Origin of the sequence: Serratia sp. 2880STDY5682894 (genome assembly GCF_001537385.1) — a bacterium.
In the GTDB taxonomy this organism is placed as follows: Bacteria; Pseudomonadota; Gammaproteobacteria; order Enterobacterales; family Enterobacteriaceae; genus Serratia; species Serratia nevei.
The window spans coordinates 203,642-216,826 of sequence record NZ_FCJA01000002.1; the positions used below are offsets into that span (position 1 = coordinate 203,642).

A 13,185-nucleotide genomic window follows, 5' to 3' on the forward strand; every position below is an offset into this window, starting at 1 on the left:
TACAAAGTTTGAAATTATTCGTATAAGGGACACAAAACGCCATGCTATTACCTTGGCTAATTCTTATCCCCTTTATCGGCGGTCTGCTGTGCTGGCAGCTTGAGCGCTTCGGTACTAAGGTGCCGCGCTGGATAGCGCTGATCGCAATGGGGCTGACGTTGGCGCTCTCTCTGCAGCTGTGGATGCAGGGCGGCTATACCTTGACCACGCCGAAAGGCATTCCGCAGTGGCAGAGCGAATTCCTGCTGCCGTGGATCCCGCGCTTCGGCATCTCCATCCACCTGGCGCTGGACGGCTTGTCGCTGCTGATGGTGGTGTTGACCGGTCTGCTGGGCGTGCTGGCGATCCTCTGTTCCTGGCGTGAAATCCAGAAGTATCAGGGCTTCTTCCACCTCAACCTGCTGTGGATCCTGGGCGGCGTTATCGGCGTGTTCCTCGCCATCGACATGTTCCTGTTCTTCTTCTTCTGGGAAATGATGTTGGTGCCGATGTACTTCCTGATCGCGCTGTGGGGCCACAAGGCGTCGGACGGTAAAACCCGTATCACCGCGGCGACCAAGTTCTTCATCTACACCCAGGCCAGCGGTCTGGTGATGCTGATTGCGATCCTGGGCCTGGTGTTCGTGCACTACAACGCGACCGGCGTGTGGACCTTCGATTACGAAGACCTGCTGCAAACGCCGATGTCCCACAACGTGCAATATCTGTTGATGCTGGGCTTCTTCATCGCCTTCGCGGTGAAAATGCCGGTGGTGCCGCTGCACGGCTGGTTGCCGGACGCGCACAGCCAGGCACCGACCGCAGGTTCCGTCGACCTGGCGGGCATCTTGCTTAAAACGGCGGCCTATGGCCTGCTGCGTTTCAGCCTGCCGCTTTTCCCTGAGGCTTCGCACGAGTTTGCGCCAATCGCCATGTGGCTGGGCGTGATCGGTATCTTCTACGGCGCCTGGATGGCGTTCGCGCAGACCGACATCAAACGTCTTATCGCCTACACCTCGGTTTCGCACATGGGCTTCGTGCTGATCGCCATCTACACCGGCAGCCAGCTGGCTTACCAGGGCGCGGTGATCCAGATGATCGCGCACGGTCTGTCCGCCGCCGGTATGTTTATCATCTGCGGCCAGCTGTATGAGCGTCTGCATACCCGCGACATGCGTCAGATGGGCGGCCTGTGGGGGCGGATCAAGTTCATCCCTGCGCTGTCGCTGTTCTTCGCCGTGGCTACGCTGGGGATGCCGGGTACCGGTAACTTCGTCGGCGAATTCATGATTCTGTTCGGCAGCTACCAGGTGGTGCCGGTGATCACCGTGATTTCTACCTTCGGTCTGGTGTTCGCTTCGGTTTACTCGCTGATCATGATGCAGCGCGCTTATTACGGTGCGCCTAAATCCGACCAGCCGCTGCAGGGCATGACCGCGCGCGAGCTGTTCATCATTCTGCTGCTGGTGGTGTTGCTGGTTCTACTGGGGGTTTACCCGCAGCCGATTCTGGATACTTCCAACGCGGCGATGAGCAACGTGCAACACTGGTTTGGTTCGTCAGTTTCAGCAATTTCAACAACAAGGCCGTAATTCGCCATGACAATAACTCCTCAACAACTGATCGCACTGCTGCCGCTGTTGATCGTCGGATTGACGGTGGTGGTTGTGATGCTAGGCATTGCGTGGCGACGCGACCACTTTATCAACGCCACCCTGACCGTGATCGGTCTCAACCTGGCGCTGCTTTCGCTGTACTTTGTCGGCCAGGCAGGCCCAATGGACGTCACCCCGCTGCTGCGGGTTGACGGTTACTCGATGTTCTACACCGGGCTGGTGCTGCTGGCGAGTCTGGCGACCTGCACCTTCGCGTATCCGTGGCTGGTCGGCTATCCGGATAACCGCGAAGAGTTCTACCTGCTGGTGCTGATCGCCGCCATGGGGGGCATCCTGCTGGCGAGCGCCAACCATCTGGCTTCGCTGTTCATCGGTATCGAGCTGATCTCGCTGCCGCTGTTCGGCCTGGTGGGCTACGCCTACCGCCAGAAGCGCCCGCTGGAAGCCGCCATCAAGTACATGCTGCTGTCCGCCGCCGCGTCGTCGTTCCTGCTGTTCGGCATGGCGCTGCTGTATGCCGAGTCCGGCGATCTGTCGCTGGCCGGCCTCGGCAAGAGCCTGCAGGAAAACATGATGCACCAGCCGCTGATCCTGGCCGGTATGGGCATGATGATCGTCGGTCTGGGCTTCAAGCTGTCGCTGGTGCCGTTCCAACTGTGGACGCCGGACGTGTATCAGGGCGCGCCTGCGCCGGTCTCGACCTTCCTGGCGACCGCCAGCAAGATCGCGATCTTCGCGGTCGTGATGCGTCTGTTCCTGTATGCCCCGGCCGCCGACAACGAGGCGCTGCGCATGGTGCTGTCGATCATCGCGTTCTGCTCTATCTTGTTCGGTAACCTGATGGCCATCAGCCAGACCAACATCAAGCGTCTGCTGGGCTACTCGTCGATCGCTCACCTGGGCTACCTGCTGGTGGCGCTGATTGCGGTGCAAACCCATCAGCTGTCGCTGGAAACCGCCGGCGTTTACCTGGCCGGTTACCTGTTCAGCAGCCTGGGCGCCTTTGGCGTGGTCAGCCTGATGTCCAGCCCGTACCGCGGCCCGGATGCGGATTCGCTGTTCTCTTACCGTGGTCTGTTCTGGCACAAGCCAATCTTGTCCGCGGTGATGACGGTGATGATGCTGTCGCTGGCCGGTATCCCGATGACGCTGGGCTTTATCGGTAAGTTCTTCGTGATCGCGATGGGTGTCAGCGCACACCTGTGGTGGCTGACCGGCGCAGTCGTGGTAGGCAGCGCCATCGGCCTGTACTACTACCTGCGCGTGACCGTCAGCCTGTTCCTCAGCGCGCCGGAATCGCTGCAGCGCGATACCCCGAACAACTGGGCGTTGACCGCCGGTGGCGTCGTGGTGCTGATCTCAGCCGCGCTGGTGCTGCTGTTGGGCGTCTATCCGCAGCCGCTGATTTCGCTGGTGCAGATGGCTCAGCCGACGTTCTGATAACGCTTCAGACGGTAAAAAGGTCGCTTCGGCGACCTTTTTTTATGGGCGGGGGAAAGAAGCTATTACAACGTCATTTGTGCCGGTTGGCAGCGATAGAGGACAGCCAGCTTTTCCCGGGTTTTCTTTTGTGGTTTCGAGTGAGGGGCTTCCCATTGGGAAACGGCGGATTGTGTCGTGCCCAATTTTTCCGCTACATCGTATTGCGAGAGGCCACGGAAAATTCGCCAAGCGGCAATCAAGCTGACGTCTTGATCCAGCATGATGGAAACGACTTCATGGGGGACGGTTTCATCATCATGCTTATCGGCATGGTAGGGAAGAGGCTCGTAGTCCTCTTGCTGTCTCACAAGCCTTTTATACTCATCGAGCGGCAATACCACATAGAGCGGCTGGCCGGAGTCATCATGGATATACTGTAACTTCGCCATTCGGCATACCTCTGACTTTCAATAAGTTGTCGATGTTCTGCGTTTTACCTGCTGAATCAGGCACACGACAGGTTCATCATCGACGATCTCAAAAATAATGCGGTAGTTCCCTGCGCGTAGACGGTACTGGTTATCGGTACCGTGCAGCTTTTTAATGTCCAGTCTGACGGTCGGGAAAGTGCCCAAGAGTTCAACCTTGTGCGCAATGGCCAACCGGTTCTGAGAAGGCAGTGTCATCAATTGTTTCAGTGCTTTACGTGACCAGCTGATCTTTGCCATTGTTCCCTCGGGCCGAATGCACGTCCTGTGCAGTGATTAGATAATAAGCTTTATATCTTATTATTTCAATCTTGGACGAAGAAGGATACGTGAGACATCAGCGATGTTTCTCCACGTGTCGGCACTCAGCCGTAATGGACGCTAAACGACGTTTCCAGCGCCTGCACCACCGCGCGCACGCGGGCGGCGCGTTGCAAATCGGGATGCAGCACCAGCCAGATATCCACCCAGTCTTTGTTCTCCGGGAGCAGGCGCACCAGCTCCGGGTCTTTGTCCGCCAAAAACGCGGAGAGCAGGCCGATGCCCAGCCCGCTGCGGGTGGCGGAGCGCAGCAGCAGCTGCGAATTGCATTGCAGCACGACGTTGGGCTCGTGCAGAGCCTCGCCGCAGAAATTGTTCCAGTGGCGCGGCACCAGCTCGCGCGGGAACATCAGCAGATCGTGGCCGCGCAGCTGCTCGCCCCTGACCGGCATGCCGCGCCGCGCCAGGTAGTGCTGAGAGGCGTACAGACCCATTTCGATGGTGGCTAAGCGTTTGATGATCAGCTCATCGTCATCGGGGCGGGCGCCGCGGATCGCCAGATCTGCGCCGTGGTAAGAGATATCGGCGATGTTCAGCGCCGTTAACAGCGTGACGGTGATGGCGGGGTAGCGTTCCCGCAGATCTTGCAGCGCCGGCATCACGAAGGCTTCGGCCAGGGTGTCGGTGGTGGCGATGCGCACGTTGCCGTTCAGGCTTTCGTCACCGCTGGCGGCTTTACGGTTGATCGCCTGCACCGCATTTTCCATTTTCATCACGTCCGCCAGCATTTCCTCCCCCAGCGGGCTGAGGGCGAAGGATTTCGGCGTGCGGATAAACAGCTTGGAGCCGAGCGCATCTTCGAAAGCGGACAGCCGTCGACCGACGGTCGCCTGATCGACATGCAGCTGGCTGGCGGCTTTGCGTAGCGTGCCACAGCGTGCGACGGCCAAAAAGAAGCGCGCGTCGTCCCAATTCATCATGCCATTTCCTCTCTGCAGATTTGTCGGCACCGTGGGGCACGGGCCAAGCCAGGCGAACAATAACGGTTTCTATCATAAAGCGTTGTTCCGTCCGGGGGGAGACAAAGACGGTTAACGGCCTGCACATCGGCGGTTATTTCTCCGGTGATGCAAGAATGCATCAGGGTGATTCATTCTTGACGATACTTCGCCCGTCGCCGTAACGCTATGATAAGCGCCGTTCCCGGCTCGTCGGGTGAGGAAAAACGTCGATGGCAGGCCGCCACCTGCCGACTTTGGGAGTTAAAGCATGTCAGAAAATACCGCCATCCAGGACACGGTGCCGAAAAACGCGCAGGCATCGCGCATGGGTATTCTATTGTTCCTGGCATTGGCACTGATGTCGGCATTGCTGAACAGCAGTGCGCCGACGCCGCTGTATCCGCTGTATCAGCAGCAGCTTGCGCTGAGCTCCGTCAGCCTGACCGTCGTTTACGGCGCTTACGCCGCCGGCGTGCTGATCGCTTTGTTCGGCGTCGGCAATCTGTCCGGCAAAGTGAAGGATTTGCGCAGCATGATCGTGCCGGCATTGCTGGTGGTGTTGAGCGGTGCGCTGCTGTTCGCGCGGGCTGATACCTTTGCCATGATGCTCATGGCGCGACTGTTAGCCGGGGTGGGCACCGGGGCATTGACCGGTGCGGCAAACATCGCGTTGGTGCGTTTTGGGCCACGAGACGGCGGTAAAAACGCCGCGCTGATCGCCACGTTGTCCTTTACCACAGGATTGGCGCTGGGCCCGATCTTCAGCGGCATCGCTTTGCAGACCGGTTTTCATCCCACGACGCTGCCGTTCGTTTTCATCATGGTCATTGCCGCCGTGGCTGCGTTGGGCGTGATGTTCTCGTGGCCGCGTGGCGTGGTTACGGCGCCGACCCATGCTACGCCGGCTGCGACAGAAAAAAGCTCGCTGCTCGATGGCCTGCGCGCCACCAGCGGTAAATTCTATGTCTGTGCCGGGGCGCTGTTTATCTGTTGGGCCCTGGCCGCCAGCATTTTGGCTATCGGCCCCAGCGTGGCGGAAACGCTGTTAGGCCTGCACGCTCGAGGCGTCTTTGGCTATGCGATTGCGGTTTATCTGTTGATCGCCGGTATCAGCCAGATCCTGAGCCGCCGCCTTAACGCCCGCCATTCGCTGTTGTTCGGTTGCCTGGCGCAGGTGCTGGCGGCGGTGGTATTCGCCGTGGCGATCCAGTGGCATTCACTGTGGCTGGCGGCTGCGGGGCTGGTGGTGGCCGGCTATGCTTACGGCGCCATTTTCGTTGGCAGCGCGACCCTGGTAAACCTGATTTCGCCGCCGGCCAGCCATGCACGTTTGCTTTCGCTGTTTTACGTTATCGCTTATATCGCCAACTGGGTGCCTATCTTGCTGGGGATCGTGGTCGACCGTGTCGATCTACAGCAGGCAACCCATCTGCTGTTCCTGAGCAGCACCACGGTATGCCTGTTGTTGGCATGGATGACGGTACGTGCTGGGTTCCCACGTTAATAGTTTTGTGATTGAAGTCTCTTTTATTTAATTAATTATTCTTTAATTGCATTTATATTGTGATTTTAATCACATGAAATGACCGGCTTTCGGGTAAACTGCGCGCTTTCTTTTTGCCGCGGGTCGCTTTATGAACGTTCTTTTCGCCATTGCCGTTACTACCGGGATCCTCTCCGGCGTGTGGGGCTGGGTTGCCGTCAGTCTGGGGCTGATCGGTTGGGCCGGTTTTCTCGGCTGCACGGCGTATTTCGCCTGCCCGCAGGGTGGGTTGAAAGGGCTGGTGATCGGCGCGTTGACCTGCTGCAGCGGCGTCTTCTGGGCAATGGCGATCATCCACGGCAGCGAACTGGCGCCGCAGTGGAATCTCTTGGGGTATCTGCTGACCGGCGTCGTGGCATTCCTGATGTGCATTCAGGCTAAACAGCAGTGGCTGGGGTTCGTGCCCGGCACCTTTATCGGCGCCTGCGCGACCTTCGCCGGCGGCGGTGATTGGCCGCTGGTGACGCTTTCCCTGCTGGTGGGCCTGCTGTTCGGCTATGCGATGAAAAACAGCGGTTTGTGGTGGGCGGCGCGCAGCGAAAAAGCCCGCGCTACGCCGCCGATGGGCTCGAATGCCGGCTCAAACGGTGCCGCCGAGTGAGAGGCGGTAATACAGATCGTGGCGCTCGGCGCAAGGTTCGCCCGCGATCCGCAACAGCAGCATTTCGGCGGCGGTTTTCCCCATGTCAAAGCGCGGCGTGATCACGCTGGCGATGCTCGGCGTGGTCGCCTGGCCAATATCCAGGCCGTGAAATCCCGATAACGCAACCTCTTGCGGCACGCGCACGCCGAGACGCAGACAGGCCTGCAACACGCCCACTGCCAGATCGTCGTTGGTGCACAGGATACCGTCGAGCTGCGGGTAGCGTTCGCGCGCCATCGCCAGCATGTCGGCGCCGATCGAAACCGAAGAGACCCGATGCGGCGCGATCTGACGCGGCGTTTGCCCCTGAGCCGCCATGGCGCGGCAGTACCCCCGATAGCGTTTATTGTCGCGGGCGTCCGACATGGCGCCAAAGTAAACGATATGCCGTTTGCCGCTGGCGAGCAGCGCTTCGGTCATGTCATACCCCGCCTGTTCATTATCGAACCCCACCGCAATCCGCCCCGGCGGCGCGTCGAGATCCATCACCTGCGCGAGGGGGATTTTGGCGGCGCCGAGGTAGGTCTCTGCGCGCAAGGTATGCGCAGAATCGGTGAGGATCAGCCCGGCGATCGGGTAGCTCAACAGCTGCGCGATCTGCTCTTCTTCCCGTTGCGGGCTGTAATCGTAGTTCATCACCAGCGTTTGGTAACCCCGTGCTTGGGTAACGGATTCGATGCCGGCCAGCAGATCGGCGAAGATCTGGTTGTTGAAAGAGGGGATCAGCACGCCGAGGCGCGGTTTTCTGCCGGCCTGTGCGGCATCGGCGCCGGTGACGTTCAGCTCCCGCATGACCTGCGCAATGCGTTCGGCGGTGCCGGCCGCCACTTTTTCCGGCGTGCGCAGGAAGCGGCTGACGGTCATTTTGGTCACGCCGGCCAATTGTGCGATGTCCTGTAGCGTAACGCGGGGGTGTTTCATTCGGTGGCCTTCACGGGCGGCGCGGCAAGGGCGGATAGCGGTATGTTAACAAATCGATTTGGCGATAACAATGAATGCACCTCTATTGAAAATAGCCATTTTTCAATCGGATAGCTGATTTTTACCCGCGTGCTGCCTGCGTGAGATCACGTTAAGGGTATCAGGGTTTCGTAACATGATTTTCAGTGATTTCCATCACGTTTTTACCGGTAACAATCGGCTGAGATAGAGGCCTGTCCGATTGGAGGCCTGATGGCCGGGAATCACCATGAACAATCTGTTTTCACTGGATAACAAAATCGTCTTGATCACCGGCGCCTCGCGCGGCATCGGTTTTCTGCTGGCGCGCGGCCTGGCGCAGCAAGGCGCACATATTCTGGTCAACGCCACCACCGAAGAACATGCCCGGCACGCTGCCGAGCGCCTGCGCGAAGAGGGCCTGCGTGCTGATGCGGTGGCGTTCGACGTCACCGATTCCCAGGCGGTGCAGGCCGCCATCGACCGTATCGAAGCGGATATCGGCGCGATTGACGTTTTGATCAACAACGCCGGCATCCAGCGCCGCCACCCGTTCACCGAGTTTCCGGAGCAAGACTGGGACGACATCATCGCCGTCAACCAGAAGGCGGTCTTCATTGTGTCGCAAACCGTGGCGCGTTACATGGTGCCGCGCCGGCGCGGCAAGATAGTCAACATCGGCTCGATGCAAAGCGAGCTGGGGCGGGACACCATCACCCCTTATGCGGCGTCCAAGGGGGCGGTGAAAATGCTGACGCGCGGCATGTGCGTGGAGCTGGCACGCTACAACATTCAGGTCAACGGCATTGCCCCCGGCTATTTCAAAACCGAGATGACGCAGGCGCTGGCCGACGATCCGGCCTTCACCGCCTGGCTGACCCAACGCACACCCGCCGCGCGCTGGGGCGATCCGCAGGAGCTGATCGGCGCGGCGGTGTTCCTGGCCGCCGACGCCTCCGCCTTCGTCAACGGGCAGCTGCTGTTTGTCGATGGCGGCATGTCGGCGGCGGTGTAACCTTTTTTCGTGGAGTCTTGAGATGAAAATTCAAACTCAGTCCTGCGTGGTCAATGGCAAACGAGACGTGGCGGTGATCGCGCAAGAAGTGGATTACCGGGGGCAGGGAACGCTGGTGAAAATCAGCCGCGGCGGTATCTGCGGCTCGGATCTGCATTACTTTCAGGAAGGCAAGGTCGGCAATTTTCAGGTGCGTCAGCCGATGGTGCTGGGCCATGAGGTGATCGGCGAGGTGGTCGCCAGCGATTCACCGCGGCTGCCGGTCGGGCAGAAGGTGGCGCTCAATCCCAGCAAACCCTGCGGGCAGTGCAAATACTGTCTGGCGCAGCAAAGCAATCAATGCGTCGAGATGCGTTTTTTCGGCAGCGCGATGTATTTTCCGCACGTTGACGGCGCTTTTACCCAATACAAAGTGGTGGATAGCGCGCAGTGTGTCCCTTACGGCGCCGATCGCGACGACAGGGTGATGGTGTTCGCCGAACCGCTGGCGGTGGCGATCCACGCAGCGAAACAGCCCGGCGACGTGACGGGAAAAAAGGTCTTCGTGTCCGGTGTCGGCCCGATCGGCTGCCTGTTGGTGGCGGCGCTGAAAGCGCTGGGCGCCGCCGAGATTGTCTGTGCCGATCTCAGCCCGCGCTGCCTGGCGATCGCCAGGCAAATGGGGGCCGATCGGTGCCTGCATGCCGCGGACGACGATGTTAGCGATTATCAGCAGGGCAAGGGGTATTTCGACGTCGCCTTCGAAGTGGCGGGGCATCCGCAGTCGCTGCAGCGCTGTCTGGAGATCACCCGCGCCAAAGGCACCGTGGTGCAGGTGGGCATGGGTGGCAGCTTTCCCGATTTCCCGCTGATGTTGTTGATCGCCAAGGAGTTGAACCTGCTCGGATCCTTCCGCTTCGTGGCGGAGTTTGCGCTGGCGGTGGCGTGGCTGGCCGACGGCGTGGTCGATCCGCTGCCGTTGCTGTCGGCGGAGTTCGCCAGCGGGCAGCTGGCGCAGGCGCTGGAGTTTGCCGGCGATAAGCGCCAGGCCGCCAAGGTGCAATTGGTGTTTTAGGGTAAAAGTCCGATGGCCGCAGGCGGCGATTCTTGTCTATAGTGTAGGAACGCTTAATTTTTCAACCACGGAGATCTCACGATGGCAAGACATACGGATGCTGAGCAAACTACGCTGGATGACGATCTGAGAATGCTGACCGAGACGCTGGAAGAAGTGCTGCAATACACCGGCGATCGCGCGGATCAGGCTTACGTCGACATCAAGTCGCACGCCGAGCAGGCGCTGAGTGAGGTCAAGGCGCGCTGGGCGAACACCGGTGAATCCTACTACGCGCGCGCCAAAGAAGCGGTACATCGCACCGACGACTACGTGCGGGATAAACCCTGGCACAGCGTAGGTATCGGCGCCACCGTTGGGCTGGTGCTGGGGCTGCTGCTGGCCCGTAAATAATGACGGCATCGGGGCGGCGCAGGCCGCCTCGTGCTTTTCTGCAGACTGTGTTGTTCATCTCGCTGTTTCCCCGCTGGCTTTCCCTTATCCCGCCTATACTTCCCGCTAGCCGTCGTCGGAGCGCCTCTATTTCCCTTGTTTTTGTATGGACGGATTGAGCCGGCGCCGCCGCAAGTGTAAAGTATTTGTGTCTTTATTGTTTATTTTTTGTTATAAATCAAATAATTATCTGGTGTAAACACCCAGGGATATACGGCGTTCTTGCGCTGGCGCAAAAGCCGTGAAAATAACACCTCATATAATACAGAGCGTAACTACAGGCGCGGCGTCCGTCGGCTGCGCCGGAGACGATCTCTGCTAACTGACTTGTGAGCGAACTATGTCGACAAGTGTTTTTAATCGCCGGTGGGCGGCTGTGCTGCTCGAGGCGCTGGCCCGCCATGGGGTACGGCATGTTTGTATCGCTCCGGGATCGCGCTCCACGCCGCTGACGCTGGCCGCTGCGGCCAACCGATCGTTTATCTGTCATACCCATTTTGATGAGCGCGGGCTCGGCCATCTGGCGCTTGGGCTGGCGAAGGCGGCGCGTGAGCCGGTGGCGGTGATCGTCACGTCCGGCACCGCGGCGGCGAACCTTTATCCCGCGTTGATCGAAGCCGGCCTGACCGGTGAGCGGCTGGTGTTTCTCACCGCCGATCGGCCGCCGGAGTTGATCGACTGCGGCGCCAATCAGGCGATCCGTCAAAGCGGCCTCTACAGCAGCCACCCGACGCTGGCGATCGATCTGCCGCGTCCTACGCCGGATATTCCGGCCGCGTGGCTGGCCTCCAGCGTCGACAGCGCGATGGCGCGCTTGCAACACGGCGCTTTGCATATCAACTGCCCGTTCGCCGAGCCGCTGTACGGCGGCGACGAACGTCACTATGCCGATTGGTCCGCCGCGCTGGGCGACTGGTGGCAGAGCGATCGTCCGTGGCTGCAGGAAAGCGAGACGCATGCGGCGCCATTGCCGCAGCCGGACTGGTTCTTCTGGCGGCAGAAACGCGGCGTGGTGCTGGCCGGGCGCATGAGCGCGCAAGAGGGCGCTCAGGTGGCCGAATGGGCCGCAACGCTGGGCTGGCCGCTGATCGGCGACGTGCTGTCGCAGACCGGGCAACCGCTGCCCTGCGCCGATTTGTGGCTCGCTCACCCGCAGGCGCAGCGCGTACTGCAAGATGCGCAACTGGTGGTGCAGTTCGGCGGCAGCCTGACCGGCAAACGCCTGCTGCAGTGGCAGGCGCAGTGCCGGCCGGAAGAGTATTGGGTCATCGACGAGCTGCCGGGGCGGCTCGATCCGGCCCAGCACCGGGGGCGGCGACTGCGCGCCGGCGTGGCGCAGTGGTTGGCGCAGCACCCGGCACAGCCGCGCGCGCCGTGGGCCGCCGGGCTGGCCGCTCTGGCGGATAAGGCGCTGACGGCGGCATCCACGCATCTGCACGATAACTTTGGCGAAGCGCAGCTGGCGCATCGCCTGCCGGAACTGCTGCCGGAGAACGGCCAGCTGTTTCTCGGCAACAGCCTGGTGGTGCGACTGATTGACGCGTTAACGCCATTGCCCGTCGCCTACCCGGTATTCAGCAACCGCGGCGCCAGCGGCATCGACGGCCTGGTCTCCACCGCCGCCGGCGTGCAGCGCGCAACCGCCAGGCCGACGTTGGCGGTGGTGGGCGATCTTTCCGCTCTGTATGACCTCAATGCGCTGGCGCTGCTGCGCCAGAGCTCGGCGCCAACGGTGTTGATCGTCGTCAACAACAACGGCGGCCAAATTTTCTCGCTGCTGCCGACGCCGGAAGAGGATCGTCAGCGCTTTTACTGCATGCCGCAGAACGTCGAGTTTAGCCACGCGGCGGCGATGTTCCAGCTGGGTTACGCGCGGCCGGAGAACTGGAGCCAGCTGCAACAGGCGGTTGAACAAGGCTGGCGGCGCAGCGGCGCTACGCTTATCGAACTGCAGGTGCCGCCGAGCGCGGGGGCCGAAAGCCTGCAATACCTGGTGCAACAGATGGCGGTGCAATGATGCTGGCGACGCGAATTTTGCAACAGGGCGAAGCGGGCCGCCCGTGGCTGGTGTGGCTGCATGGCTTGCTCGGCAACAACAATGAATGGCGGGTGATCGCCGCACGCTGCCCGGAATGGCCGTCGCTGGCCATCGATCTGCCCGGCCACGGCGATTCCGTGGCGGTGAGCTGCCACGGCTTCGACGACATCAGCGCGCAGATTGCCGCCACGCTGCAGCTGCGCAATATCGAACGCTATTGGCTGGTGGGCTACTCGCTCGGCGGGCGCATCGCCATGTATCACGCCTGCCACGGCCGCCATGCCGGCCTGCAGGGGGTGATCGTCGAGGGCGGCAACCCGGGGCTGGAGGACGAAGAGCAGCGCCGTCGGCGCTGCGAACAGGATGCGCTGTGGGCGGCGCGTTTTCGCAGTGAGCCGATCGCCGAGGTCCTGGCGGACTGGTATCAGCAGCCGGTGTTCAAAGAGCTTAGCCACGTGCACCGCCAGGCGCTGATCGCCGCACGCTCGGTCAACAGCGGCCCGGCGATCGCCGACATGCTCGAAGCCACGTCGCTCGGGCGGCAGCCCTATCTGGCGCCGCAGCTGCGCCAACTGAGCGTGCCGCTGCAGGTGCTGTGCGGTGAGAACGACCCCAAATTTCAACGGCTGGCGCGCGACGCCGGGTTGCCGTTGCGCATCGTGCCGCAGGCCGGGCACAACGCGCATCTGGCCAATCCGCAGGATTTCGTCGCCGAGCTGCAGACCTTTCTCGTTAACCCTGGTTAAAGGAACCG

Annotated in this window: 13 protein-coding genes; 9 read left to right on the top strand and 4 right to left on the bottom strand. The window is 60.9% G+C overall.

Translation table 11 applies throughout. The annotated features are described in order from the left end of the window. Window positions 1-41 precede the first annotated feature (41 nt). A complete protein-coding gene (gene nuoM / locus AWX27_RS05775; RefSeq protein ID WP_025303660.1) occupies window positions 42-1,571 on the top strand; it encodes an NADH-quinone oxidoreductase subunit M in 1,530 nt (509 codons plus the stop codon). Between the two features lie 6 nt (window positions 1,572-1,577). Further along, on the top strand, window positions 1,578-3,035 hold the full coding sequence (gene nuoN / locus AWX27_RS05780; RefSeq protein ID WP_033635324.1) for an NADH-quinone oxidoreductase subunit NuoN: 1,458 nt from the start codon (window positions 1,578-1,580) through the stop codon (window positions 3,033-3,035). Between the two features lie 65 nt (window positions 3,036-3,100). Here nuoN and AWX27_RS24390 read toward each other — a convergent pair whose 3' ends face one another. From AWX27_RS24390 to AWX27_RS05795, 3 genes are all read right to left on the bottom strand, one after another. Continuing rightward, complete coding sequence (locus AWX27_RS24390) at window positions 3,101-3,466, bottom strand: helix-turn-helix domain-containing protein (RefSeq protein ID WP_072022352.1); 366 nt, start codon at window positions 3,464-3,466, stop codon at window positions 3,101-3,103. A gap of 18 nt (window positions 3,467-3,484) precedes the next feature. Continuing rightward, window positions 3,485-3,745 carry a type II toxin-antitoxin system RelE family toxin gene (locus AWX27_RS05790; protein WP_033635320.1) on the bottom strand — a complete coding sequence of 87 codons (261 nt, stop codon included), beginning with the start codon at window positions 3,743-3,745 and terminating at the stop codon, window positions 3,485-3,487. A gap of 125 nt (window positions 3,746-3,870) precedes the next feature. Further along, window positions 3,871-4,746, bottom strand: a complete 876-nt coding sequence (locus tag AWX27_RS05795) for a LysR family transcriptional regulator (RefSeq protein ID WP_033635319.1) — start codon at window positions 4,744-4,746, stop codon at window positions 3,871-3,873. A gap of 289 nt (window positions 4,747-5,035) precedes the next feature. Between AWX27_RS05795 and AWX27_RS05800 the strand changes: the two genes are divergently transcribed. Both AWX27_RS05800 and AWX27_RS05805 read left to right on the top strand, forming a co-directional pair. Next, window positions 5,036-6,271 (top strand): MFS transporter, encoded by a 1,236-nt coding sequence (locus AWX27_RS05800; RefSeq protein WP_060420051.1) that lies wholly within the window; start codon window positions 5,036-5,038, stop codon window positions 6,269-6,271. 130 nt (window positions 6,272-6,401) lie between these two features. Then, on the top strand, window positions 6,402-6,911 hold the full coding sequence (locus AWX27_RS05805; RefSeq protein WP_033635316.1) for a DUF1097 domain-containing protein: 510 nt from the start codon (window positions 6,402-6,404) through the stop codon (window positions 6,909-6,911). Here the strand turns inward: AWX27_RS05805 and AWX27_RS05810 are convergent. Continuing rightward, window positions 6,891-7,874 (bottom strand): LacI family DNA-binding transcriptional regulator, encoded by a 984-nt coding sequence (locus AWX27_RS05810; RefSeq protein ID WP_060420053.1) that lies wholly within the window; start codon window positions 7,872-7,874, stop codon window positions 6,891-6,893. The genes AWX27_RS05805 and AWX27_RS05810 overlap by 21 nt on opposite strands. Before the next feature lie 268 nt (window positions 7,875-8,142). Here AWX27_RS05810 and idnO point away from each other — a divergent pair, with 268 nt between their 5' ends. From idnO to menH, 5 genes are all read left to right on the top strand, one after another. Then, a complete protein-coding gene (gene idnO / locus AWX27_RS05815) occupies window positions 8,143-8,907 on the top strand; it encodes a gluconate 5-dehydrogenase (protein ID WP_060420057.1) in 765 nt (254 codons plus the stop codon). Between the two features lie 22 nt (window positions 8,908-8,929). Beyond that, the gene (gene idnD, locus AWX27_RS05820) at window positions 8,930-9,961 is read left to right on the top strand and encodes an L-idonate 5-dehydrogenase (protein ID WP_060420060.1); all 1,032 of its coding nucleotides are present in this window, start codon (window positions 8,930-8,932) and stop codon (window positions 9,959-9,961) included. Window positions 9,962-10,042: 81 nt separating this feature from the next. Then, window positions 10,043-10,354: a stress response protein ElaB gene (gene elaB / locus AWX27_RS05825; protein ID WP_025160172.1), complete on the top strand. Its 312-nt coding sequence runs from the start codon at window positions 10,043-10,045 to the stop codon at window positions 10,352-10,354. Window positions 10,355-10,733: 379 nt separating this feature from the next. Beyond that, window positions 10,734-12,410 (top strand): 2-succinyl-5-enolpyruvyl-6-hydroxy-3-cyclohexene-1-carboxylic-acid synthase, encoded by a 1,677-nt coding sequence (gene menD, locus AWX27_RS05830; protein ID WP_060420063.1) that lies wholly within the window; start codon window positions 10,734-10,736, stop codon window positions 12,408-12,410. Further along, window positions 12,407-13,177 (top strand): 2-succinyl-6-hydroxy-2,4-cyclohexadiene-1-carboxylate synthase, encoded by a 771-nt coding sequence (gene menH, locus AWX27_RS05835; RefSeq protein WP_060420066.1) that lies wholly within the window; start codon window positions 12,407-12,409, stop codon window positions 13,175-13,177. Before menD ends, menH begins: the two co-directional genes overlap by 4 nt. The last annotated feature ends 8 nt before the right edge of the window (window positions 13,178-13,185 follow it).